Origin of the sequence: Methanosarcina sp. KYL-1 (assembly GCF_024372725.1) — an archaeon.
Lineage (GTDB): Archaea > Halobacteriota > Methanosarcinia > Methanosarcinales > Methanosarcinaceae > Methanosarcina.
Map to the genome: position 1 here is coordinate 106,359 of NZ_VOUA01000006.1, position 26,578 is coordinate 132,936.

17 protein-coding genes are annotated in these 26,578 nt (G+C 46.6%); 7 read left to right on the forward strand and 10 right to left on the reverse strand.

Going from position 1 to position 26,578, the window contains the following annotated elements; all coding sequences use genetic code 11:
- Positions 1-194: 194 nt before the first annotated feature.
- Positions 195-2,117, forward strand: coding sequence for a NosD domain-containing protein (locus FTO70_RS06810; protein WP_255334991.1), 1,923 nt, complete (start codon positions 195-197; stop codon positions 2,115-2,117).
- A 101-nt stretch (positions 2,118-2,218) separates the two neighbouring features.
- On the opposite strand, the gene FTO70_RS06815 is transcribed toward FTO70_RS06810, so the two are convergent.
- From FTO70_RS06815 to FTO70_RS06830, 4 genes are all read right to left on the reverse strand, one after another.
- Positions 2,219-5,332: a CARDB domain-containing protein gene (locus tag FTO70_RS06815; protein WP_255334992.1), complete on the reverse strand. Its 3,114-nt coding sequence runs from the start codon at positions 5,330-5,332 to the stop codon at positions 2,219-2,221.
- Between the two features lie 210 nt (positions 5,333-5,542).
- Positions 5,543-6,313, reverse strand: coding sequence for a hypothetical protein (locus FTO70_RS06820; RefSeq protein WP_255334993.1), 771 nt, complete (start codon positions 6,311-6,313; stop codon positions 5,543-5,545).
- Between the two features lie 453 nt (positions 6,314-6,766).
- Complete coding sequence (locus tag FTO70_RS06825; protein ID WP_255334994.1) at positions 6,767-7,414, reverse strand: hypothetical protein; 648 nt, start codon at positions 7,412-7,414, stop codon at positions 6,767-6,769.
- 594 nt (positions 7,415-8,008) lie between these two features.
- A complete protein-coding gene (locus FTO70_RS06830) occupies positions 8,009-8,734 on the reverse strand; it encodes an MATE family efflux transporter (protein WP_255334995.1) in 726 nt (241 codons plus the stop codon).
- Positions 8,735-9,032: 298 nt separating this feature from the next.
- Here FTO70_RS06830 and FTO70_RS06835 point away from each other — a divergent pair, with 298 nt between their 5' ends.
- A complete protein-coding gene (locus FTO70_RS06835; protein WP_255334996.1) occupies positions 9,033-9,485 on the forward strand; it encodes a hypothetical protein in 453 nt (150 codons plus the stop codon).
- Between the two features lie 238 nt (positions 9,486-9,723).
- On the opposite strand, the gene FTO70_RS06840 is transcribed toward FTO70_RS06835, so the two are convergent.
- The 3 genes from FTO70_RS06840 to FTO70_RS06850 form a co-directional block, all read right to left on the reverse strand.
- Positions 9,724-12,357, reverse strand: coding sequence for a response regulator (locus FTO70_RS06840; protein ID WP_255334997.1), 2,634 nt, complete (start codon positions 12,355-12,357; stop codon positions 9,724-9,726).
- A 135-nt stretch (positions 12,358-12,492) separates the two neighbouring features.
- Positions 12,493-12,855, reverse strand: a complete 363-nt coding sequence (locus FTO70_RS06845; RefSeq protein ID WP_255335034.1) for a response regulator — start codon at positions 12,853-12,855, stop codon at positions 12,493-12,495.
- 25 nt (positions 12,856-12,880) lie between these two features.
- Positions 12,881-13,075, reverse strand: coding sequence for a hypothetical protein (locus FTO70_RS06850; protein ID WP_255334998.1), 195 nt, complete (start codon positions 13,073-13,075; stop codon positions 12,881-12,883).
- 450 nt (positions 13,076-13,525) lie between these two features.
- Between FTO70_RS06850 and FTO70_RS06855 the strand changes: the two genes are divergently transcribed.
- From FTO70_RS06855 to FTO70_RS06865, 3 genes are all read left to right on the forward strand, one after another.
- A complete protein-coding gene (locus tag FTO70_RS06855; protein ID WP_255334999.1) occupies positions 13,526-14,827 on the forward strand; it encodes a hypothetical protein in 1,302 nt (433 codons plus the stop codon).
- A gap of 320 nt (positions 14,828-15,147) precedes the next feature.
- A complete protein-coding gene (locus tag FTO70_RS06860; protein WP_255335000.1) occupies positions 15,148-15,981 on the forward strand; it encodes an alpha/beta fold hydrolase in 834 nt (277 codons plus the stop codon).
- 168 nt (positions 15,982-16,149) lie between these two features.
- A complete protein-coding gene (locus FTO70_RS06865; RefSeq protein ID WP_255335001.1) occupies positions 16,150-18,693 on the forward strand; it encodes a DUF3656 domain-containing protein in 2,544 nt (847 codons plus the stop codon).
- A gap of 578 nt (positions 18,694-19,271) precedes the next feature.
- Here the strand turns inward: FTO70_RS06865 and FTO70_RS06870 are convergent.
- Positions 19,272-19,898, reverse strand: a complete 627-nt coding sequence (locus FTO70_RS06870; RefSeq protein WP_255335002.1) for a type 1 glutamine amidotransferase family protein — start codon at positions 19,896-19,898, stop codon at positions 19,272-19,274.
- Between the two features lie 472 nt (positions 19,899-20,370).
- Positions 20,371-21,951, reverse strand: a complete 1,581-nt coding sequence (gene ppcA, locus FTO70_RS06875) for a phosphoenolpyruvate carboxylase (RefSeq protein ID WP_255335003.1) — start codon at positions 21,949-21,951, stop codon at positions 20,371-20,373.
- A gap of 508 nt (positions 21,952-22,459) precedes the next feature.
- Between ppcA and FTO70_RS06880 the strand changes: the two genes are divergently transcribed.
- Both FTO70_RS06880 and hcp read left to right on the forward strand, forming a co-directional pair.
- Positions 22,460-22,633, forward strand: coding sequence for a hypothetical protein (locus tag FTO70_RS06880; protein ID WP_255335004.1), 174 nt, complete (start codon positions 22,460-22,462; stop codon positions 22,631-22,633).
- Between the two features lie 968 nt (positions 22,634-23,601).
- Entirely contained in the window at positions 23,602-25,446 is a 1,845-nt protein-coding gene (gene hcp, locus FTO70_RS06885; protein WP_255335005.1) for a hydroxylamine reductase, read from the forward strand.
- Positions 25,447-25,580: 134 nt separating this feature from the next.
- On the opposite strand, the gene FTO70_RS06890 is transcribed toward hcp, so the two are convergent.
- Positions 25,581-26,534: a DUF5996 family protein gene (locus tag FTO70_RS06890; RefSeq protein WP_255335006.1), complete on the reverse strand. Its 954-nt coding sequence runs from the start codon at positions 26,532-26,534 to the stop codon at positions 25,581-25,583.
- Positions 26,535-26,578 lie beyond the last annotated feature (44 nt).

Genomic DNA, 26,578 nt, shown 5'->3' on the forward strand with positions numbered 1-26,578 from the left:
ATTCCAGACTTTTGTTTTCCTTCTGTTTTCCCTCTTGTTTTCCTTCTGTTTTCCCTCTTGTTTTCCTTCTGTTTTCTCTCTTGTTTTCCTTTTAGTTTTTGACTTTTTGGGATATGCCGTATGCGTAACAAAACGTAAAAGTTTTATAATGTAGGGATGGAACTTATCTCAAAATATCAGGTTTTGAGGGACTTATGAATGGAATAATGGCAGGTATGGCTTTCGTACTTGTTTTTCTTTTATTGGTGGTCCTGGCAGCCCCGGCTTCTGGAAAGGTAATAACGGTTGACTTTGGCGGGAACGGAGACTTTTCAACCATATCGGAAGCTGTATCTTATGCTCTGGATGGGGATAAGGTAGTTGTTTATCCCGGAACCTATGAGGATAACGTTAGGGTTACAAAGTCCCTGAACATTGCCGCAAAAAATGAATACTCAAAATACCTTGCTCTAGAAGATGCAGCCATAATCAGGGAGAGCAAAAATGATCCTCTTTTTCATGTCACTGCAGATGAAGTGCGCCTCAGCGGCTTTGTGCTCATAGTCAGCTCCAGTGAAAATACCGGGATATTCCTTGAGGGGGCAAATAACTGTACCATTACCGACAACACAATCTCAGCATACGGGTCGGATGTAAATTGCATAAATCTTGAAAACTCATCGTATAACCTGATAGCATACAATAACCTGGACCCTGAAAGTATAGAGGAAAACCCCGATACATCCGAAAGCAGTACATTGCTTTTGAACTCTACTCATAACCTTCTCCATGAAAACCGGAACATAAAGAACAATGTAATATTGTATCGCTCCTCCCACAACACGATAACAAATAGTGAAAATTACAAAAGCTACATACATCTTGATCTCTCGGACAATAACACGTTAAAAGAAAACCTTGTCCAGAGGAGCAAGTGGAACGGGATATGGCTCACCCGTTCGAACAACAATACACTGATCGGCAATTCTGTAAAGTCCGGTAGCCTGGAGCCTATAGGTCCCTTAGACCCTGAAGAAAAAACTCCGGGAAATTTAGCCGGGATACAGCTTTCACATTCAAATAATAATGTTCTCCGGGATAACAGCGTCCTTTCTAACTGGCAGGACGGGATAGGGCTTGCACATTCGGACCGCAACGAACTCTACAATAACATGGTGGAGTACAACTTCGGGTTGGGAATAGTAATACATGACTCCCGTGGAAATACTGTTGAAGGCAACAGTTTAAAAGGGGCTGAAAAGACTGGAGCCGGTATCGACCTGGAGAATTTACAGGAAAACAAAATTTCCAATAACACCATATCGAATTTCAAGTATGGAGTCCTGTTTGAAAAACCTGCAAACCCATTCGATAAAAGCCTGGCAGAAAATAACTATTTCTCGGATAACCGGAAGGACTTAAAAGTAATTCCCCTCGACCTTGCCCTGGCCTTGCTGCTTGCAGGATTGCTGGGAGGGGCATTTGCGTACAGGATATACGGAAGAAAGCTTTCCCCTCAAAGAATTAAGATGCTGCTGGTCCTCATCTCAGGGTTCTTTTTTTCGTATCTCACAGGACTCCTGCTGGACTATTGGCATTCGGGATGTGAGCTGGTAATTTTTAGCATAACGACAGTAATTTTCCTGGCTTTCACCTCAATTATCGGGATTTCCTTATTCATATCTGCAACGAAAGACGTAATGAAAAAATGGTATTTCGAAATCCCCCTCGTTGTGAGTCTCATAGTGATTGTTCTATCGGTCCTGAGTCCTTATTTCCTGCCAGACATCTCTCATCCCTCCTATGCATTGAGGCTTCTTGCAGCGATTATTCCTGGAATGACAGTCCCCTTCTCCCTTTTATTTTTCTTCATGTTTCCTGCAGATATAAGAAAGAAAATGAATAAAGTGATTTCTGTTTTAACTATCCTTACTGTTTTTACTCTTATCTGCTCTCTCTTTTCAGGGGTTCACCTTTTGCTTTACTCGGATGAGAATATTTTTACGGTGGGGCTGGGAATAATCTGGCTCCTGTTAATGCCTCTTACAGGAATTTGCTACTGGGCAGCTGCCCTTAATTCAGGTGTTATTTCGGAATTCTCCAGGGAGCTGGAACAGCAAGGGCAGGAAATTGGATGAAAAGATTCGGGGGGACTTTCGAACTAAATTAAATAAGAAAGCATATTGTTCCTGAAGAAACAGAATCTCTTCTCTTTAAACAGAGCATCTTTCCTTTAATTTCAATGTTTTTTTCTTTTAAACAGGAAGAGGGCCAGGAGTAAGGAGGCTGAGATTACTGCAGTTACTGAAACAAAGCCTTCAAACCCCGGGATTCTGGCAGCCATATCCTCCACCGTTTCTTCTATGCTTTCTGAAGGTTGAGAAGGAGATCCTGAATTTCCTGGTCTCTCATTTACATCCAGGGTAAGGGTGTTGCGCTGGGAATAGGTTTTGTCTTTTTCGAAAGAGTAGAAGACATCGGCTTCAATGTCGTGTTTTCCTTCTTCATTGCCGACCATTTCTAAGGATATGGTCCTGACGTCGCTTCCGGGCTCAAGCGTGTATTCGGCCTGGTACATCCCCCCGCCGCTTGATGCAAAATAGGAGCCTGCAACCGAAACTCCGCTCGGGGGCTTGATTACGAGCTGGACGTTCATTTCTTTGCCGCCCACGGGGTTCATTACTCCAAGATCGAAAACCGCTGTCTCCCCGACAGAGATCTCTTTTTTAGTGCACTGGAAGGCTACGGAAGGGCCCCTGTTGGAAATCTCCAGCGGGATTTCCTTTATATTTTTATGCCCGTTTTCATCGAGGTCGCAGGCTTCGATTTTGATGAGGTGCTCCCCTGCAGATAAGGGGCCCACGGTGCTCGAGAAGGCTCCCTCCTCATGGAAACTGTCTATTAAAGAGCCGTCAATTTTTACAAGGACGTCCTTGATCCCGCTTTCGTCGCTCACCCGGTAGTTAAGTTCCAGCTGCTCCCCGTCTTCATATATGGAATCACCGTCTCCGATTTCGGAAATCCCGGTTATTTCTATTGTAGGCGCCCGGGGGTCTTCCTGTTTCAGGGTAAGGGTGTAAAAGCCTTCCCCGGTCCCGACGTGGATGAGCCCTTCTGCAGGGTAGTAATTTTCTTTCTCAGCCCTGACCATTACGTCACTTTCCTGGAACAGCCGGATTTTCAGGGTTCCTTCGACATCCGTAGAACCCGCAAGCTCATCATCCACATAAATTTCAGCTTCACTCACAGGGAGGCCGGAAGAGTCCTCTACGCTTAAAGTCAGGGGGACTTTCAGGCACACGAGTTTTATTTCCTCTTCTGCCGTTTCCTCATACCCGTTTTCCACCTGCCGGACAGCCTCAAAATACTCGGGGTGCTTTATGTTTATGAGGTGGGTCTCCCCCTGGGCCGCCTCCGTGCGGACAATGCCCTCAGGGCCGGTAGTTCCTGCAAGCGTATTGTCCAGGTAAATTTCGGCCCCTTCAACTGGGCCGCCGGTACCTTCATCCGTGATTGATACTTCCAGTTCGCCGTAACTTTTGGTCTTCTCGACCTTAACTGTCCCGGAAAGCTCGTTGTTTGTTTCGGAGCTTTCCTCGATGCATGAGGAATACCCGTCCCTGTCCATCATGTCGATATAAGCCGTAACCGTATGGTCCCCACCCTCCGCTTCCCTGTCAAGGGTCCAGGGGCATTCGTAGACAGCGGACTCGCCTGCCGGGAGATTATCAACGTATTTATACCCGAGCCGGGAGCCGTCGACGTACAAACAGATGTAAAAATTATTTCCTGCACTGAGGCCTCCCCTGTTGCCGTACTTTACGGAAAAAGTTACTTCTTCGCCCGTTTTCGGGCTAGCAGGGTCCCATGTGATTTCTTCGATTGCCAGGTCCGGTTTCTGGCCTGCTACCCGGAACGTGCTCAAAAGTTCGTTGTTAGTCTCAACACTTTCCTCAACGCATGCCGCATTCCCGGCTTTATCTTTCATGTCAATATATGCGCTTACCGTATGGTCGCCGTCCATGGTGTCCCTGTCCGCAGTCCAGGAGCATTCATAAACCGCAGACTCTCCGGGCCGGAGGTCGGAGACCCACTCCGAAGCAATCCTTGACTCGTCGACATAGAGGCAGATGTAAAAATCTGTTCCAGGACTCAGGGTGCCCTGGTTGGCATACTTTACGGAAAGGGTCACCCGGTCTTCGGTTTTCGGGTTTTCGGGGTCCCAGCTAATGTCCCGGATTACCAGGTCCGGCTTTCCCTCGCTTACCTGAAAGGTTTTTGAAAGTATGTTGTTTGTTTCGGAACTCTCTGCAATCTGCTCCATGTCCCCGGCTTTATCTCCCATGTCAATACAGGCTGAAACCTCATGGTCCCCGCCCAGCACACTCCGGTCAACAGTCCAGGCACACTCGTAAACGGCAGACTCACCCGCCTGAAGGGCATCGACCCATCCATAGGCGATTTGCGAATCATCGACATATAGACAGATGCAGAAATCCTGTCCCGAACTCCCGGTCCCCCTGTTGGCATACTCGACCGAAAAAACGACTTCGTCTTCCGTTTTCGGGGCATCCGGGCTCCAGCTTATTTCTTCAACGATTAGGTCAGGCTCTTCCGTGCCGGACTCTTCTACATCAGTCTCTTCTACATCAGTCTCTTCTACATCAGTCTCTTCTACATCAGTCTCTTCTACATCAGTCTCTTCTACATCAGTCTCTTCTACATCAGTCTCTTCTACATCAGTCTCTTCTACATCGGTTTCTTCTACATCAGTCTCTTCTACGTCAGTTTCTTCTACATCAGATTCTTCGGAGTTGCTTTCTTCTATTTCCGATTCATCCATGCCGTTTTTTTCTATTTCCGACTCTTCTGTGTTTGTTTCTTCTACTTCATATTCTTCCATGCCGGTTTCTTCTATTTCCGGCTCTTCTATTTCCGTTTCTTCGATTTCAGCCACATAAAAGAATTCTGAGAATTCGTTGTTCCATTCATCACTTTCAGGTACCAGTTCCCCCGGATCGATCACTGCAGCAGCGGAGTGTTCCCCTCCTCCAAAATCGTTTTCAATGTGAATGAAAAAATCAGCGCTTTCGCTTTCTCCCGGGTCCAGGGGAAACACTTCCGTCTCTCCGGCCAACTCTCCATCGATAAAAAAGAGGATTACAAAACTTTCATTCGTGCCTGAAGTCCCGATGTTTGCATATTCCACGGTAAAAATTACGTCATCTCCAGCCTGGGGTTCCGGGATGTCCGGGTAGATCTTTTCAACGCCCAGATCGGCCATTTCTTCGGCATCTGCAGGCGAAATAAAAAGAACAAAAAGAGTGAACACCACAAAAAATATGCTAAACATTATTCCGGTGTGATCTCTTCCGGTATGATCTCTTATGGTGTGATCTCTGTTTAATGCGGACTGCTATTTGTTTAATGTGCACTGCTCGAACGGCAGCGGGTTGAACGGCAGCAGGTTGAACGGCAGTAACGACCCCCCCAGGAACAGTAAATCTGTCAATAAAACTTGTCAATAGAAATAGGGTTTCTTTTTCATCGCTTTTCCGTAGCATCAGGACTTTCTTTTGATCCTCACCGAGACAACCGCTGCAAGAGCCAGAAGCCCGCACAAAACCCCGAACCCGGGAGTTGTTTCCACCTCGGCGCTCACTCCACTGCCGGTTGAATCCCTATCATTATTGCTGTCTTCTCCCTCCGAATCAGGGACTTTCGTATCTTCGGAAGCTTCCGTTACGGTAAAGGGATGGGTAAGCGATATCGGGTAATAGCTGTCCTTATTGTTTTCAGGGTAGTACAGCCCGCTCAGGTGAAGGGTGAAAGTGCCCACCTGGTCCGCTTTAACATTTATGTAGACGGTCCTTGCTTCCCCCGGAGGCACCGTAAACATCCCGTGGACCGTTCCCGCAGCAGCCGCCTGCCCGAAGCCTTCCCCGTTCACATGGATGCCTGCAGGCACGCTGATCCTCATATCGACGCTCAGGTTAACCTCATTCACGGTCGGGTTATCCATGTACATCTCAATGAGCCCGTCTTTCCCCGACTCAATCACATCATTTACCGGCCTGAGTTTGACAACCGGCCCGACCCTGAATTTCGGCTCGCTTACAGTTTTTGAGTCAACAGTGTCGTCAGAGTTGTCAGAGTTTTCAGAGTCGTCAGAGTCATCAGAAGTGGAATCATCCTCGTCGCTGTCGTCGCATAATTCAGAACTTTCTGTCTCAGATAAATCTGCTGAATTATCCCCGGTTCCTGCAACAGGAACTACAAGGACCGGAACTATAATTCCCACCAGACAAAAAACGATTAGAATAAACCTGTTCATATTCTCCCCAATAAGGAAGTAGTATTTTAGGTTATATACCTTTCGAAATCATATCTCTAAATTCGGCATCGGGAGAAATATATTTTATTAGATTCTATTTTATATCTATTATATATGTTCAATTTTATTTTACAGAAGGCACAGGTTTTTAAATTCTTCTTTACTGCCGTTTCGGTTATAAATTAGTTTTTCAATAATTTCTTGTGATGGCAGGGTTGTGGCTCTGCAGTTCCATCCGGAAGTGCATGAAGAAAGGGTCTAGTCAATGATCAGGCGGCTCGGATGTGAGGTGGGGGACGGGCAGTTTATCCCGAAAAAAGAGGAGATGCCCGGGCAGGGGAATATCTGGCCCGGACGAAGAAATTTATGTTTTCGATTTCGAGCAAATTCAAGAAAATGGTTTAAGATAGAAAATTAAAACCCGGAGGCCCATAAGAGTTAGGAAACCTGCTGTCAGTGCCGGTGTATCCGGGGGTCTTCGATTGTCTTTATTTTTACGGGCATATCGGCGGCATTTATATGCTCTTCTTTTTCTGCCCTGACAGACCTGTGCCCGCAGTGCTCGCACTGGCAGTAGCGGGTTATGATGAGGTCCGAGGTGGATGATGAGGTCTTCAATTCTTTTATGTCAGGGTCTTTGAATTCGGTATGGAGGGTGTTTTTCCGGCAGTGCCTGCAGGGGGACCTGAATGGGTCTGTGTTTCTATTTCCTTTCCTGGACTCGATGTTTTCCTGGCTTTCTGAACTGTCCTCGCAGCCGCAGTACCTGCATTTCCAGTGCCTGATTACGGTGACATAGTAGTAATCGGGAGTGCTTACTTCTTTTATGTCCGGCTTTTCCCTTTCTTCACAGGCAAACTCTTTTCCGCATTCGCTGCACCTTGCGGCTTTTACGTAATCGGTGCTTAAGAGCAGTTCGTGGCCGCAGGCTGTGAATGAGGAAAACAGGATTATGACTGCCAGGGACGCATGCAACCTGCCTTCAAGGGAGGGCTCGAACAGGAAAAAGATCTTCTCAATTGAGAGGAGTGATATAACCGCAAGCATGAGACAGAGCATGCCGCTAAGTTCCACGGCATTTCCCCCTAGAAGGCTGATCAACGGAACTCTTTTTAATAGGGTCCGTTTTCGGATTTCTCCTTTGTACAGAAGGGTGTAGCTTTCATCGGTACATTCGGAGGCATACTCATCCGTACATTCGGCATCATGCCCGGCATCATGTCCGGCATCATTCCTGGCAGCATACTCGGCACCATGCCCTCCAGTATTCTCAGCAGCATACCTGGTAGCATACTCAGCAGCATTCCAGGCATTGGATTTTTCATTATTTTTTGAAGTATGTCCGGCAACCTGTTCAAAAGTATAAGGATCAGTAGGTTCGGAAGTATATTCCTTGCCTGCAGCCAGAGAGCTTCCAGCTCTCTTTTTCTGCTCTTCCTATTCCCGGGTGATGGTACTTCCAGAAAACGTATTCAAAGCCTCCGGACCCTCATTTTTCCAGTCAAACTAAGTGACACTAAGTGACAGGGATTCAGCTTTTTTCCGTTTTCGAAATGAAAAGAAAAAGTCCCGGCCAGGCGGCCGAACTATATAAAATATGTTGTCTCCAAAGGATATAAACTGCACGAAATTATTCGATGTCCAGCTTCAAATGCAGACTTCAGGAGGATCTATTCAAAGAAATTAGTGGACTATTCAAAAGGTCCTACTTTTTTCAGCAGCCCTGGAATTGACAAACCTGGTTTTCTCCTCAGCCTCTGCCTTCCCGCCCCTGAGGAATTCAAATTCCCTTGAAAGCATAACCAGTACCACCAGCAGCATGATGTACTCCGTGGCCGGCGATGCAGACCAGACCCCGTCCAGGCCGAAGAATAGAGGCAGGATGAACAGCAGGGGAAAGAGGAACAGGAAGATCTTTCCAAGATGGATGAAGAGGGCTGCCCTGACCCGGTTTATTGACTGGTAATAGATGGCTGTGAGCAGTACGGTACCTTCGGCAAGCAGGGAGAACATGAAAATATTCATCCCCTGCACTGTGATTTTCAGAAGTTCGGGGTCGTTCCGGTTGAAGATCTGCACCACATTCCCGGGAAACAGGCAGATTAACAGAAATCCGAAAGCCCCTATGAGGATACAGGAGAGCATTGTCAGTTTCAGGGTCTTTGAAACCCTTCCATAGCATCGGGCCCCGTAATTGAAACCTATGATCGGCTGTACCCCCAGAGCTATTCCTTCAAAAAGCATGTAGAAGATCGAAAACACATACCCTATGATGCCGTAGGCTGAAACCGCAAGCTCGGAGCCGTATCTTAACAGCATGTAATTGTGTACGAAAAGCACAAGAGCCAGTGAAAACTGCATCACAAAAGACGGGAGACCGGCTTTAAGGATCTGCAGAAAGACGGCGGTTTTGAATTTCATGGCTTTCATCCCCTCCCTGCCATTTCCGGCAAAGCCGGAACTAGTAAGGAAGGGGGTATTCTCGCCTTAAGAGATAAACTCTCATGCTTCAGGTTTATTGCATTTGTTATACTATTAAAATAACGGTTAGTTCATCAATATACTTTTAATTCATGCACATATTTTTAGATTTATGTATGAGGGTTATAGTCAAACAAATATATACTCTATAAAAAGAATTTAACATTGTTCAGGACGCAATGAATTCAAAAAAAATTAGTTGCAGACGTTATATATCAAGGAACAAAGGGACAAGCATATGGAAAAAGTTTTGTCAGTTCTGCCGGTTTTGCTTGTTCCGGCATTACTGACGGATTCGGTAAGTGTAGTTTCGGTGAAAGGCTCCGGAACAGATCTCAAGGAAGCCAGGGAAGGCCCTGAAGGCTCTGGTACTTTAGGTTTCAGTTACAAGGCCCTGATTTTCGACGGCAGGGATGTTTATCGCGACAGAGACATCAAAGCCGGAGAGGTCATGGGGAACAGTAATTCCTGGCATGGAAAACAACTTCCCATTTGCAGAAACAACTGTTCCGAAGGAACATGTTGTAGGGGGACGGGAGTTGTCCGAAACGGGCTCTTTTTGCCTGAAGCAAACTACACAATTACCGAATCAATCATGATGAAACGAGTCGGAAACGACTTTAAAGAGTGGGGGATACATAAGGAAGGTGGCGCAGATTTAGCGGGTTGGGGAGACTCTAAAAACGGATAAAAGGGTATCTTGTGTTCGTACTTAGGAAGCTTATCGGGGGAGAGGCTTCTTGCGGGAAGAATGCAAGCAGTGTGCCGCCTCTCCAAAAGGGCTTGGGAATATAATTTCTAAGCCCTGATCCTACTCTCTAACTTTCCTATTTTATAACCTGTTGTTTTTCACACTTTCGTTTTTCACACTTTCGTTTTCTCTTAAAGGGGACGTTTTTTGCATAAGGGCACAGGACGCACATCACCTGTTAGTTCGACATCAGGAGTTCTTTTGAGTCTTCATATGTGTTTGCCCTGAACTTATTCAGGAAACTCATAAGTTTTTCCCGGGTCAAGTCCCCTTTCTGCATAACGTATGAAACATTCCGGTTGAGCAGTTCCTTCTCCTCAAAGCTAAGGTCTTTTGCGGTGCAGACGATGATAGGGATGTCCACAGTTTCCGGATTTTCTTTGAGGGCCTTGATGACGTCAAAGCCGGTAACTTCCGGCATCATCAGGTCAAGGATGAGCGCATCCGGAAGGAAGTTTAACGTTTTACTTATTGCTTCTTTGCCTCCGTATGCACAGAAGAATTCATACCCTTCCTGCTCGACAATGGATCCGAGAAGCTCTACTATTGCCGGCTCATCATCCACAATGAGAATTTTCGGGGAGGATTTTTCGGTTTTTTCTTTTACCTTTTCCAGGGTGGAGAGAAACAGGTCTTTTTGCACGGGTTTGACCAGATGGTCGAATGCGCCGCAGAGGAGGCTGCAGTTTTTGTCATCGTCCATAGAGATGACCAGGACGGGAATATCGGCTGTTGCGGAGTCCTCCTTCAGGTTTTTCAGGACATCCCAGCCGTTGATGCCGGGAAGCATTATGTCCAGGGTGATCAGGAAAGGTTTCATTTTATGGACAAGGAGGAGGGCCTCTTTCCCGCTGGAAACCGTAGCGACCCTGTATCCCGCATCATTGAGGGTGAACACCAGAAGTTCCCGGGACATTTCATCATCTTCGACCACAAGCACCAGGGGTTCTGTCCCTCTGGCCCCCTCCGGCTCGATTATGAAAGGTATTTCGGTTTCTTCCCCTGCTTCAGCTTTTCTGGCTTCATCTCCTCCTGCTTCAGCTTTTCCCGCTTCGTTTCCCTTTGCATTACCTGCTGCATCATAAATTTCTGTTTCCGAACTACCTGTTCTTTCCAGGTATATTTCGGGCAGTTCTTCATATTTTGAGGACAGCTCGAATGTGAAGGTAGAGCCTTTTCCGGGTTCGCTCTCAACCCATACCCTGCCCCCGTGGAGTTCCACGAATTTTTTTACTAGAGCCAGCCCGAGGCCGGTGCCCTCATACTGTCGGTTGATATCGGAGTCAACCTGCTTGAAGGGCTGGAAGAGGAGTTTCTGGGCTTCTTTTGAGATCCCTATCCCGGTATCCGAAACCGCGACCTTTACCACATCCCGGGTTTTTGAAGCCGAGATTCCCACGTCTCCTCCCTCGGGAGTGAATTTTACAGCGTTGCTTACAAGGTTGTAGAGGACTTGTTTGAAGCGGATCCTGTCAGCGTTAATGAAAAAATTATCTTCGACGTTAAATTTCAGAGAGATGTTTTTCTTCAAAGCAAGGGCAGAGGTTACAGCCCTTGTATCGGCAAATACATCTTGAATTGAAAATTTTTCCAGTTCAAGTTCCATTTTTCCTGCTTCGATTTTGGACAGGTCAAGGATATTGTTGATAAGCGAAAGAAGGTGCTTCCCGCTGGTAGCGATATTGTTTACGAATCTTTTGTTCTGGTCGCCTAGTTCTCCGGTAATCCCCCCGAGCATCACATCCGAAAAGCCGATGATCGCAGTAAGAGGGGTACGCAGTTCATGGCTCATTGTGGCAAGGAACTCACTCTTGGCACGGTTTGCGCTTTCTGCAGTGAGTTTTGCCTCAAGCAGTTCCCTTTCTGCCTTTTTGCTTTCGGAAAGGTCCACAAAGCTTTCGATGAGATATTTTTTATCCCCGATCATTACAGGTACCACGCTCTTCAGGACGGGGAAGGACTCACCTTTTGCATTGAGGAGTAACTTCTCGGATTTGTCGATTTTTTGGCCCAGATTGCTTATGGGGCATCTCTCCTTTTCGGCGGGACAGATGAAACGGTGGCAGACTTTTCCTATGATCTGGTCTTCAGGTAGCCCGATAGCCCCGGATGCTGCCGGATTTACATCGACGATTTCATGTGTTGCGGCGTCGACCAGCAGTATCCCGCAAAGGGTGTTGTCCAGCAGTGTTTTCAACCTCTCTCTGCTTTCCCTGTCCCATTTTTCTGCTTTTTTGCGTGAAGTTATGTCCTGGGCCACGAGCTGAATAACATTTTCCTCAATTTTCAGGAGGGAGGAACTGACTTCTACGTCAATAACACTTCCATCCGGTTTTTCAAACGTCATTTCAAAGCGCGCAGAACCTGTTTCAAGGGTATTCTTCAGGGCTTCTTCTGCCGCAGGCAGGAACTCCCCGGGAATCAGCGACATCAGCGAGACATTCTCGAGCCGGGCCTGTTTAATCCCGAGAGCTTCCCTGCATTTATTATTAAGATCCAGAACCTTTTCTTTATCCAGAATGATGATTGCATCGTTGGAATGCTCAAAAAGCGCCCTGTACCTTTCATCCTTTTCCCTGAGGTTTTCCTCTGCCTGTTTTTGGAGAAGCAGGGCATTTTCAAGCTCCATCCAGCGCCTCAGGGAGAATACCCCCAGGGCGAAGGTAAGGTATACGGAAAGAATAAGCAGGTTTCCCAGTTCCCATTGTTCATACTGCTCAACAAATACGACCACGGACTCAAAGAGGTCAAAGCCCGAGACTACCAGGATAAAAAGGAAGCCCAGGGATAAAATTATAGTTAAATCATTCAATGTTTTTGTAAATCGAATTCTGGAAATATCCGGCATAACACCAACCCCAAGAAAAAACTTGTCTTCCCATTGACATTTTTTTCATTTTTCACACATCCCGGCAAACGATTCATGTAAGACGGGAAACAACCCATATCAGATGATAAACTGCTCTATAAGGAATTTGAACCTCTGGATGTCGATGGGCTTGGAAACATAGCCGCTGCACCCCGCTTTTAAAAACTTTTCTTCATCTCCGCGCATAGCATGGGCTGTAAGGGCGATGACAGGGATCTGCCGGGTTTCAGGATTTTCTTTTAATATTTTCAAAACTTCAAGTCCGTCAAGTCCTGGTAACTGTATATCTAATAATATAAGGTTAAAATCACTTTTTTCAATAAGTTTGATTGCCTCAAATCCGTCTTCAGCCCCTCTAAACTCATATCCGAATGAAACCAGCAAAGTCTTTACAAGCTCCATGATAACGGAATTGTCTTCCACAACAAGTATGCTTTTCATAAGCATCAACCACTGTAACCCTTTTTCACCGGCCAGTCTCTGCCTTATCTGCAAATCCGGATACGGGATCTAAGGTGAATAAGCAGAGAGTTAAATCGGCAGAATAGCCCGGATACACACCAACAAATTTGAATTTTATACTCAAGTTAAGTGAAATTTCTTTAGTATATATATCTGTTTTATTAAAATAGTTTCTATTTTGATCGATTCTTGTTTTCAAGGGTTCCCCGTCCCAAAAATATGGGATTTTTTTACATTAAATCTTCCTCTATTTCCAAACCCTGTGAAATCTAAAAAAATGGTTGTTTTAAATTAATTCCTAAAAAAATAAAATTTCAGATTCAAATGACAATATTTATTTGTTGGCAAAGTGTGGATATTATACTTTATCATTTAATTAATTCAGATCTTGTGTAGATACTGGCAATTTTAGATCATTTCCCGATCAGGTCTCCAGAGAATGGCCTCAAAGAGGAGTCCCTTTTATTTTGCAGATTTTTTAGCCATTTTAGGCTAATTTCTGCTATTTAATTATCATTATATGAAAAAGACAAAAACAGGTAGCTGGGTAGCTGGTATCAAAAAAGTGTGGATTTTTGAGCCAGGGTCCTGAACTGGGATTCTCACAAAAGGTGAGGATAGGTGAAAAAAGTTAAAAAAGGTGAATAAATTGAAAATACGAACGGCATTTATAGCTACTTTACTGGTACTGCTCATAATTTCCGTACCTGCTTCTGCTGCAAAGGCTAAAAACCCGATGTGTAACATAAATGACCAGCTTGCTGAACTGGAGATTGAATCCAGTCCCCTTTCAACCGGCATGCCTGAATGTTATCCTGCCGTGACTGAAGTTGATAGGACCGGAATTGTTTGCGACAACATGGCAAAGTATAAAATTAAAATAAGTGTTGGACCTGGGGAATATGACAGCATAACTCTTACCGGTTATGTGAGGGAGACAAAACCCTGGCATACCAGTTCAAATAAAAATTTAATAATCCTGCCCGGCCAGTCTTTAACTGAAAGTTTCTATTCTGACATGGCGATATACTATGCTCAGGAGGGATATTGTGTCTACGTCCTGGATAGGAGAGAAACAAATGTTCCGGTAACCGAGACTGATTTCAGTTACATGGAAGGCTGGACCATTGACAAATACCTGAGTGACACTTACTGTGGTGTCGCAGTATCAAGGATCCAGACCTCTCTCTTAAATAACAGGCCTGCAGGAGAAGTAGAGGTTATGGCAATCGGGCACAGTCATGGAGCATTAATTCTTACAGCTTATGAGGCGGGTGAATACGATGATTCGCTCCTGGGCAGTGTTGATAAGGTGGTGCCCGTTGAAATTATCATCAGGTACGACCCCGCATATCCGGAATTAATCCAGGCGCAGGCACAACAATTTGTGGAGATTTCCGAAAGTATCGAAATGGGAACATACAATGCAGACAATATGGCCGGGATGATGCAGTTAGCATATCTGGCTTCTGCTTCCCCGGATGACGAATCTCCTGTCCTGCCCGGACTTACGAACAGGCAGGTATTCAGGCTTATGGCCAGCCAGACGTATATGTTCAGTGAATACCCCTATACAGAGGATTACCACTACTGGAGCGGGGATGTCGACGGACTCTATTATGTTGATGAAAACCGCGTACTAAATGCAGCTTTGAATGGTGGAGCCGTACCTTATGCGCCAATAAATATGGACCTGTATATGGCCGGTTTAATGGGCAATATGGAAGGATATGAAATTGACCCGGCCAGAGTGGACTCTCCGGTCCTCTATGTCGGATTAGGGGGTGGCTTTGGGGCTTATGGTTCATGGTGGTACGAAAATGAGGTCGGAAAAATAAATGGTAAGGTTAAGTCAATAATCTGGAATGACCAGGGCCACGGCAGTATAGCCCTTGACTACAATTCCCCCGAGTTGTGGTCAGAGATAAATTGCTGGCTGGAAGACAATTAACGATTTAAAATTGAAAGGAATCTTCTGTCATATCAAAGAATGGCGGTGCACCTCACTGTAAGCAAAGGGATGGCATTTACACCGCCTTTCTTTCTTTAGTGCTTCTTCTTCTTCTTCTTCTTCTTTTTCTTCTTCTTTAGTGCTTCTTTCTTTGGTATTTTTTTCTTTAGTGCTTCTTTCTTTAGTGCTTCTTTCTTTGGTATTTTTTTCTTTAATGCTTCTATTAGCAGGTGTTCTTAGGTAGTGTTTCTTTGGAGCCTGCAGGGAATGTTTATTCTATCATCAATGATTTAATACCCCCTATGAATCTTAAGGCGTTCATGAATCTTAAAACGTTCATCATTCTCTTGCTGGCCCTCACAGTTCTTGCGAGTTCAGGATGTGCAGGTTTTCGCTCTGAAGGAGCCCAAAAAGAATCTACTGATTTTTCCCTCAATTCTTTCCCTGTAAAGTACGCCTCCGTTAACGGCGTAGAGCTCGGGTACAGGGAGTTCGGTTCAGGAGAGCCCATCCTGCTGATCATGGGGTTCGGAGGGACCATGGACATGTGGAATGCGACTTTTGTCGAGCTTCTGGCACAGGACTACAGGGTTATAAGCTTCGACAACAGGGGGATAGGTTTCTCTTCCGATGACGGTGAACCTTTTTCCCTGGACCTGCTGGCAGGGGATGCTGCAGGCCTGCTTGATGCCCTCGGGATCCAGCAAGCCCATGTTCTCGGGACGTCCATGGGTGCCTCGGTTGCCCAGGAAATGGCACTCAACTACCCGGAAAAAGTGGATAAACTTGTCTTCTCCTCGGCAACTTACAGTGTCAACACCCCGGAAACTGCACTCCTGAAAGACCTGCTTCAGTCCTGTGCCGCAAATTCAGGCCTGGATCCGGCGGTCCGGAAACAGGCAGATGCAAACCTGAAATGGAACGGCACATACGAGCGCCTGCCTGAAATCAGGAGCAAGACCCTGCTTTTAGTCGGGACGGACGACGAATTCACACCTCCCGTAATCACCCTTGAGATTGCAGAAAACCTGCCAGGGGCGCAGTTTATTGTATTTGAAGGAGCAAAGCACTGCGGAGAGCGGTATTTACCGGTTGAATATTCAAATGCGGTCCTGGACTTCCTGAATGAGGAGGAATCCTCAAAACTGAAATGAAACATATCCTCAAAACTGGCATGAAATACACCCTTATAATACCATCCATTTTTTATGCGAAAAGCCCCTTTACGTTTTAAACCGGTTCTGAATTGATTTGCGTAAGCCCTTTTTCTTCATATTTGCCAAAACTTTCAGCTACCCGAAAAGAACAAACGCTGATCTGACATGTCTGACAAAAATTCCACCTGCACCCCCCCCGAAATCCTCGCCCCTGCCGGCGACTACGACGCCTTGCTCGCTGCAATAAAAGGAGGAGCTGATGCCGTCTACCTTGGGGTCGGTGAGTTTAATGCCCGCCAGGGGGCAAAGAACTTCACTCTTGATGACCTGGAAGCCGCAGTGGACCTTGCCCACTCCCACGGCGTTTCCGTATACCTTGCCCTGAACATCCCCATTAAACAAAAAGAACTTCAGGACGCCCTTGACATAATCGACCGCTCATACGCCGTCGGAATCGACGCTGTCATCCTGCAGGACCTCGGGCTCCTCAGGCTTCTTACGGAAATCTATCCCGACCTCTCCCTTCATGCCAGCACCCAGATGACAATCCACAACAAGCCCGGGGTCGACTTTGCTTCCGGCCTCGGGGCAAAAAGGGTCATTGTTTCCAGGGAACTCTCCACCGAAGAGGTCAAAGACATAGTGGAGCACTCAAAAGTCGGAATCGAGATCTTCGTCCACGGTGCCCTCTGCTACTCCTATTCCGGGAGGTGCCTCTTCAGCAGCTTCCTCCACGACCGGAGCGCAAACCGGGGGGCCTGTGCCCAGCCCTGCCGCCGCCGCTACAGGTTTGTGGTAAACGGCAGGGAAGTGGACGAAAGGCATGTGGGGGGCAGCTACCCCATAAGCTGTGCCGAACTCTGCACGCTCCCGGGGCTGGAAGATATCGTAAATACGGGGGTTGTAAGCCTCAAGATCGAAGGCCGGATGAAAAAGCCCGAATATGTTACGGCAAGTGCAGATGCCTACAAAACCGCAGTCGAAAGCATCTGCATGCCCGGGGAAAACCCGACCAGGGAAGAGCTTGAAGCAAAAGAAGCCGAGCTTGCAAAACTCTTTTACAGGGGCTTTACAAAGGGCTTCGTGCTCGGGGAAAAGGGTGTCTCCCACCCGAAATACAGCTCAAACTACGGGGCATACCTCGGGAAAGTCCTGGACCTCTCCCGTTCACAGGGCACCACAAAGCTTACCCTGAGGCTGGATGAGGACCTCCACGTAAAAGACGGGGTCAGCATCTTTACGCGGGAACGCATGCTCGGCTCTGCGGTAACCGGGATCGTTACGATTGCAGGCGAGCGCGTTAAAAGTGCAAAGAAAGGCGAAAAAGTGGGGCTTGAGATCAGCTCCAAAACCGGAAGAGCCGTCCAGCGGGGAGACGAACTCTACCTCACAACAGACACCCAGCTCCTGGACACCCTCCAGAAAACAAAGCTAAAACCCCTTCCCGTAAGCCTTAAGGTGAGCGCCAGGACCGGAGAGCGGTTTACAGTCGAAATCGGAGATGAAGAAGGCAACAGCGCCGAATTTGCCGAGGATTATATTGTCCAGGAAGCCCAGAAATCCGCAACTACGGAAGAACAGGTCAGAAAGGCGATGGAGAGCCTTGGGGACACTCCTTTTGAAGCCAAAGACGTCGTAATCGAAGCCGGTGAGAACATCTTTATCCCGGTAGGCGTGCTCAAGAACGCCAGGCGTAAGGCCGCCGACCTGCTGCTGGAAAAAAGGCTCCAGACCTATAAAAAAGAGCAAAAGCACCCCAAACTGACGGATTTCAGCCACCTGTGCATTGCGGAAGACAGCAAACCTGAAGCCAGCGGGAGCAGGGAAAGCAGAGGGAGCAAAAGAGAGGCAAACAAAACCCTCCCTGCAAGAGATCTCCTCCTGAGTGTGGAAGTGCAGGATATTTTCTCCTTTTTCCAGGCAGCAGCCGCAGGTGCAGACATTGTCTATATCCTGATTTCGCGCTTCGAAGATCTGATGGCCCCGGCAAATGCGGAAAAGCTCGAGGCCCTGAAAGCCGGGGGAGTCGAACTCGTCTTCCGTATCCCCAGGATTACCCATGACCGCGAACTTGAGGAACTGAGCCCCCTCCTCGAAAAAGTCAGGGACGCAGGCTTCAGTGTGGCATGTGCCAGCCTCGGGGCGGTCCAGCTTGCAAGAACACTTTCCGTACCCTTTGTCGTCCAGAAGGGCTTCAACATTTTCAACGCCTTTTCTGCCAGCACCTTCTACCGGGCTGGCGCGTACAGGGCAACCCTTTCAAGCGAACTGAACCTGAGTGAGATTAAGAACATCTGCGAAGCCCTCCAGACCTGCGAGGGTTCAGGCCAGACCGAAATTGTCGTGTACGGCCGGGAACTTATGCTGATTACTGAAAATGACCTCATGAAGCCCCTCGTCGACAGGAAAATCGTAAGGAAAGACAGCGACGTGCTCCTTGCTGACCGGGACGGCTCCGAATTCCCCGTCATACGCCAGGGGACCAGGACCCTTATCTACAACTCAAAAGTGCTTGACATGCTGAAGTATGTTAAGAACCTGAAAGGGTATGGGGTGGACGTGCTCCGGCTTGACCTTTCCCTGAGCAGCGCAGCCGAAGTAAAAGAGGTTACAGAGGCTTACAGGGAAGCACTTGCAGGAAAAGAGGCTAAGCTGAAGCCTGCAAGAGGCGTTGAATATACGACCGGGCATTATTTTAAGGGGATTTGATTTTTAAGGGAGTCTGATAAGTAAAAATAAGGAGATTTCAGTCACTCATTTTTAATGGGGCTGGCATGCGATAAAAGAAGACATGAGCTGGTTTGGAATTCATGAGCTGATTTGGAATTCATGAGCTGATTTGGAATTCATGAGCTGATTTGGAATTCAAATTATGAATTCTAACCCAGGCAACGTCATTCGTTATACTGAACCGTTCTTGTACGCTCGACGCAGGAGAGCGGCCTTTCCCGTAATAAGAAAAAACGCACATGAAATTCTTTGAATAACAGGCACAAATAATGAAAGTACTTGAGAGCACTTTCATGCCAAGAAGAAAAATAAGAATAGGTAGATCATAACCTAAATCTGTTTTTAGTAACTTTTATGGTCTCTCATAACTTCTTCTTCTTCCTGCTTTACCTCCTCTCAACTCGTTTTCTTCGACTTCTATTTGGGCTTTGTAGAAATCCTCTAAGTTATGTTTTTACCCAAAAAGTTATAAAAATAAAATTGTAAAAATGCTTCTTATTTTCAGAGGATTTCTACAGAGCCAGGATAAGTTCTATATAAAAATTCAAAAGGCTTTTTTATTGAATAGAACTGATCAGCTCATAGAAGTATTTTGGGTCATGAGTGTAATAAAGGTTGTACCATGAATCTAACGTTTGCAGTGAGAATAAACCCAGTTTCTTCAACACGTGAACAGTAAATTCCAATGGAGCTGTTCCGGAAGCAGTAATCAGATTCCCGTCTGTTACCGCTGGCTCTTGCTTATAGTACATTTCTCCTGCATAATTTGGGCATGTCATTTTAAGAAATCCAAGATCGTTGCTAGTATGCCACCTTTTATTCAGCATCCCACTTTCAGCAAGTCCTATTGTAGCGCCGCAAATTGCTCCAACAATTACATCTTCCCGCAAAAATTCTTCAGCCTTTTTTAAAATAGGGTTGTGAATTGGTTCTGCCCATGTATTACCTCCAGGAAGAATCAAGGCTGCAGCATCTTCAATGATACATTCTTTATGTTCAATATCAGGCAGTATTTTTATGCCACCCATAGTAATTACAGGGGTATTATCTATACCAACTGTTACTATTTTTAAAGGTGATAATCCTTTCCTATAGTATCTTCCCGAGTTTAATTCAGCACTTAAATAACCGATTTCCCAGTCAGCCATTGTGTCAAATACATAAAGATATACTGTGCTTTTCATAAGTATTCCTGAGGTCTTAAAAAATGTTAAAGATATCGGCTTTGTAGAGATCCTCAAGTTATGTCTTTACCCAAAAAATTATGAAATCAAAGTTGCGCTGGCGCACCCCGATGCAAGCAATGGGGTATTTTCGCGCCCCCGCTCAAAATTTCGTTGTATTAGACAATAACCCTAAACAATTTAGTTTGAGCAGAAATTAACAGCCTGAAAGCAAATTGATACATCATTTTTCGTTAACAGTTATCGGGGAAGTTTTCCATTCCCGAAGCAAGCTAGCGGGGTATTCGACTAAAAATTAAACTGATAGTGTGTAATATAAATAAAAAAGGTTGTAGAAATAATTTACATAAAATTAAGAATTTCTACAGAGCCTCTATTTGCTTTTTGTGCAGGGCCGCCAGACAAGCTGGCGGGGGCTTCTATAATATCCTGATTCAAAAAATGTTTCTGGGTACTAAGGGTGGTTCTATCCTCAACCCAGAGCCTTTCTGATTTTTCCCATTTTTGTGAGGGTCGAGCATACGAGCTGCGAGACTTCCTCGTCCGTGCAGTTCCCGGCTGTCCCCGCCTCCAGCAGGTCAGGCTGCATCATTTCCAGCAGGATGCGGTATGAAGGCTCGGCCCGGGCTTCAAGGGCAAAGGTTTCTTGTACGGCCTCAATATCCTTCCGGACAGCTTTAAGGCAGGCTTCAGGTAGGAAACGGGAAGCTACATTCAGGTCCAGGTACCCGGATGCAAAATTGAGGTCCGAGAAGAGGGAGGGGAAATACCTGGTAAGCAGCCGTTCGCAGGCAGCTTCCCCGAGTTTTTCCCTTACATCTTCCAGGGCCAGGCCTGTCCCTATGAACTCCGGGGGCAGGCCTATGGAATAGAGGGCACCGGTAAATTTGATTGCCCTTGGCAGGTGCAGGTTTTCCTCCGGCATGCTGGCTTTGAGCTCATTTCCGATGTCACTGCGGCAGAGCCGGGTTATTCCGGAGATGTCAGGGGCGCTTCTTGAATAGCCTCCGCTTCCCCTGTGCATAAGGCGGTCCCTCTGCTGGGGCAGGAGGTCGGCAATCCTGTTTATTACGGGTGCAAGTTCCCGGATGATGCGGCTGTACCTGGCCCCGAATATCCCTATGATGTTTACGATCTCTTCTTTTTCTTTGGGGGAATAGAGTTCAGGAGTTTCCGGAAGCTTTGCTTTTGCAAGGCGGACCAGGGCTTCTGCATCCCCTTTTTCATGGCTGTACCGGACTGCCGACTGAAGGGTGATGGTCCCTATTCCCCTGTATTCCTCAAAAAAGTTTTCTGCATTTTTCAGGTCCAGGTGCCCCCTGAAAGGCAGGGTCCCGGCTCCGAATATGATCCCTATTTCGGTATCGAGCTCCGAACTTAATTCGGAAAGCCCGCTTATGGCATACTTGCAGGAAAGAGTGCTTGCCACATGCCCGAAGGAGAGTGCCGAGTCGGATTTGCCCAGGAATACCCTGAATTTCTCAGGGACAGTCCCGTAACGCTCTTCCCAGGCAAAGATTGTCTTTTCCGCAAGTCCCTTTGCGCACAAAAGTGCCGGAGCATCTTCAATCAGGGGAATTATCCGCGGCACTTCCATTGAAAACCCGAATTCCTTTTTTGCAAGTTCGCTTACGTCTACCATATACTGCTGTGCTTCCAGGATCTCCCGGACAGTGCCTGTCATGGGGTGCACGAACTCTTGAATTGCCTGGACATCCGAGTATTCCAGGGCATTGTAGTTTGCTTCTGCAACGGACATCATCACCATAAGCTGCCTGAAGCGGTTCTCCTGAAGCGCACTCGGAGCCCTGGGGGTGAGGAATATATCTTTTCCGGGCACCAGGTCCGTTTCCTCTATGAGCTTTGCCACAATCTGGACATTCTGGTGGTAGGGTGTGGCCTTTCCCTCATAGTCCGCCATATATTCGTCGCATCCGAATTCCACTGCTGCTTCCACAGCCTCCCCCGGTTCTTCCTGGGTCGAGATGTACCTGGAAGCAGAATCCGGGTGCTGGGTGCACATTACTTTTGGAAAAGTGGTTTTCCTGGTCATGGGAATATATCCTCACTGCTGTACAAAGCAAAATTTTTGAATTTTCGTTTATTCCATCGAAGGAAGGATCAATTGCCTTATTGTTCGATTGCCTTATTGTTCGATTGCCTTATTGTTCGATTGCCTTATTGTTCGATTGCCTTATTGTTCGATTGCCTTATTGTTCGATTGCCTTATTGTTAACCCAATTTAGAATTCAAAATGGCATCGGGAAAGTTGTTTACCTCTATAATAAATGTTTTCGTTGACAATTAGTAAAACCAGGTTGACAATTCTTAAGCCCGAAAGTCCCCTGCCCTTCAGGAATTACCTGTTTCAAGTATCGGTTTTGAAACTGTTTGTTATATATGCGGTTACCTTACATAAATGAGGTATCATAATGATACCAGTATAAAATAGATACTAGCATGAAGTAGATTCTGATATGAAATAGATACTTTCCGGATAGTGCTCCATTGAACACAACGATATCGGAAAGATACCGAAAAAAAACATTTGAGGTAGAAAAATGTACTGTGACCAGTGCCCTGAAGTCTTAAGCGGAAAAGGCTGTACAAAAAACGGACCCTGCAAGAAGCATAGAGAAGAAGCCGCGAAGCTGGAAAGCAAGGGAAGTGCAGGAGAATTGGGTTTTTCAGCCCGGCTGAGGGGAATTATGGGTGTTTTCGGGAAAAAGCGTTAACATATTAACCGAATTCAACGAAATTCCGATTACCGTAAAATCTTTTTTGATTTATATTTCAGGTACCGACGCTCTCACCGGTCGCTTGCGACCGGCCTTTTCCGTAAAGTGCATTTGAATGACCAAAAAGAGACTCCAGAAAACTGAAATATTTAAGCGGATAAGTGGAAACAAAAAAGAAATGCCGTACAAATTAAAGTTGTGTTTTAATACTAAATGGGCAATTTGATGACTGGTGAAGTACAACTTTATGACTAAAAAGTATATTTGCATGACTGAATACGTACAACCGTATAACCAAAAAGGGCAGTCAGATGACTGAAAGAAATGATCGGAAAAATGGTATTGCAGAAATCTTTTCTCAGATGTAATTTTCCGTGAAGTACTATGTCAAATCAAAGTAATGTCAAATCAAAGTAATGTCAAATCAAAGTAATGTCAAATCAAAGTAATGTCAAATCAAAGTAATGTCAAATCAAAGTAATGCAAATCAAAGTAATGTCAAATCAGAGTGCAGAGCTCCGCAATCATTTTATTTTGCAATCACTTCTTTTCAGTCCTTTTCAGTCTTTGTGGAAAACGCCTCTTGCTTCGCAAGAGGTGAGCGCCCCGGGAACTATATGAAGATCACGAATTGACTTGAAATCTCCTCTTTTTTCTGTTTAGCTCCTGCATTACTTCCATAATTTTTCCTCTCCACTCCCACAACTTTTCCTCTTCCTGCCGTCTGCAAGTCTGAAATTTTCTTTCCGGTATCTGCTTTGATACTGATACCTTTTTTGAAACTGTTTGCTATATATGAGTTGGTATCATATAGAAACTAGTATCCTAAAGATACCGGCATTTTAGAAGATACTACATTTTACTGTGTCTGACATTGACGGAAAATCTCGGAAAAGACCTTGAGTACATCGGAAAGAAGGGAAAATCGGAATAACACTGCATAAAAGGATTTGAGGTGGAAAAACATGTTCTGTAACCAGTGCGAGGAAGCTTTAAACGGAAAAGGTTGTACGAAAAACGGCGTATGCGGAAAGAAGGGAGAGGTTGCCGACCTCCAGGACGACCTGATCTACGTCCTTAAAAGCATTTCATATTATAACCTGAAGGCAAGGGCCTCAGGCCTCAACGAGGATGCGACGGACAGGTTTGTGCTTGACAGTTTCTTTGCCACGCTTACAAATACCAATTTTGACCGGAAAGAAATCGAATCCCTTATAAAGAGAGGGTTCGAACTTCGGGAAGGCATTAAGGCAAAACTTCCGGCTGAGAAAGTGCCTGCGGGAAAGGACCTGCCTGCCGTGGCTGCAGTCACCCCGGAAAGCATAAAGGGAATGGATGTCGGGCTCCACTCCACTGAAGACGAGGACCTCCGCTCCCTCAGGGAACTGCTGGTTTACGGAATGAAAGGCCTGGCTGCCTATGCCCACCACGCATATATCCTCGGGTATAAGGATGAAGCTATCTTTGAGTTCATAGAAAAAGGGCTGGTTTCAACTGCAGACGACAGTGTGGGAGCAGAAGCCCTCCTTGGCCTGGTGCTGGAGTGCGGACAGAAAGGCGTCTCGGTCCTTGCCCTGCTTGATAAGGCAAACACCGAAACTTACGGAAACCCGGAACCGACTGCAATCAACATTGGCGTAAGGGGAAGGCCCGGCATCCTGATCAGCGGGCACGACCTCCGGGACCTCGAACAGCTCCTTGAGCAGACGAAGGGAAGCGGAATCGACGTCTATACCCACGGGGAGATGCTGCCTGCAAACGCATACCCGGCTTTCAAGAAATACGATAACTTCGCAGGCAACTACGGGAACGCCTGGTGGAAACAGAATGAGGAGTTCGAAAAGTTCAACGGCCCCGTCCTCATGACGACCAACTGCATAATCCCGCCGAAGGACTCCTACCTGGGCAGGATCTATACCACAGGGGTCGTGGGCTTTGAAGGGGTCACCCACATCTACGAAAAAGCAGACGGCACAAAGGACTTCTCCGCCCTCATCAAACAGGCAAAGGCCTGCAAACCCCCCGAGCAGCTGGAAAGCGGAACCGTCATCGGAGGCTTTGCCCACGAAGCAGCACTCTCGGTTGCGGACAAGATAATAGACGCCGTAAAGGGCGGACAGATCAGCAGGTTCATCGTGATGGCAGGCTGCGACGGCAGGCATAAAGAAAGGGCCTACTACACCGAGTTTGCAAAAGCCCTCCCGAAAGACACCGTGATCCTGACCGCCGGCTGTGCCAAATACCGTTACAACAAACTCGACTTCGGGGACATCGGCGGCATCCCGAGAGTGATTGACGCCGGGCAGTGCAATGACTCGTATTCCCTTGTGGTCATCGCCCAGAAGCTTGCAGAAGCCTTCGGGCTTGAGGACATAAACGACCTCCCGGTCTCCTACAACATCGGCTGGTACGAACAAAAAGCCGTGCTTGTCCTGCTCGCCCTCCTGAGCCTCGGCGTAAAAAACATCACCCTCGGCCCGACCCTGCCAGCCTTTGTCTCCCCCAACGTCCTCAAAGTGCTGGTCGAAAACTTCAACATAAGGCCGAACACCACCGTCGAAGAAGACCTGAAGGTCCTGCTCCCCATGGCTCCTGCAGAAAAAAGCGAAGCTCCTGAAGAAAAACCTGCGGAAAAACCAAAAAACCCGCAGAACACCCAGAAGCCACAGGGTAACCAGAAGCCGCAGAACAACCAGAAGAGCTCGCCGAATACGGAGAAGAAGCTGGAGAAAACTGTGGAAAAGCCGGAAACAAAAGCAAGGAAGTCCTGGCTCAGCAGCATACCGTTTATTCGTAAATTCGTAAGGTAAGAGAATTAAAAACCTCTTACTCGACTATTTTTCTTTTTGAGCTTTGCTTTAAGTTTCCTATTTTTTAGTTCCCGATTTTTGAATTCCAGGTTTTTGAGTCTCCTTTTTTTGAGTTACCGGTTTTAACATTTTTATCAGGGCCGGGCTGCAAGCTTTTCAGGCTGTTTTTCATATGAAGTAAGCTTGAAAGCCTCAATATCCCACTTCGCCCTTTTTGCCCCTGCCCGGTACACGCTTTCCAGGAAATCCAGCACCTTCTGCTCCGGATACTCAGCCTCCCTTATGCTGTTGTATATGAGAAGGGCAAGTCCTGCTTCAGGATTCCAAAAAGCTTCTTTCGGGCTAAGAGGCTCGTCCATAAGCCCATCGGGCTGAGGGGCCACATAAGCGTAAAAAGCCGGTTCCCTTACGTTCTGGTCCCCTGCCCAGAACCCGAAACTGATAATCTCATGGGAAGAAGACTCGAATTCGACGGGATTTGCCCCTTCCCTCACAGGAGCCGGCCTGCCCGAAAAACGTGTCAATGCAAGATCGGCATGGTGCCAGAAAAAGTGCACTGGCGAGCTTTTACCGATAAACCGGCCCCTGAATGCCTGAAAGATAGGATCGACCCGGACAAGGATCTGCCAGAACCTGTTCACATACTCTTCATCATATGCCACATGGGTTTCATCCGTTGCAAACGGCTCTGTTATTCCGGGAATGTCATAAGGCACAGGCTTGATGCCTGTCACGATCCCCAGCTCGTTAAGGCTTGAAAATACGCGCTCGTAAAAACCAGAAACAGAAAGCCCCTTTAAAGGCACAATTCTTGAGTTTCCTTCACTCGTCTCTATCCTTAAAAGATGCCCTCTGTCCCTGAAATTAAATTCCATTTCGAAAATCCTGCCCCCGTAAGGAATCGGGCCTGTCGTAAGCCCGCGCACCGAGACATAAAAAGGCACATGCCACCAGTGGTTCATTTTCGGAAACAACCCGAGCCTTATTTTTCCCACTATCTGCAGGAACAGGTGCAGCGTGTTCTTCGTATCCTCCCACTCTTCAATGGGCAAAGGTGGAAATCGTGCACTTCGGACATTGCTATTCATAATAATACTCCCCCTCATTAAGATATGTAGCAGTCAAGTTTTGT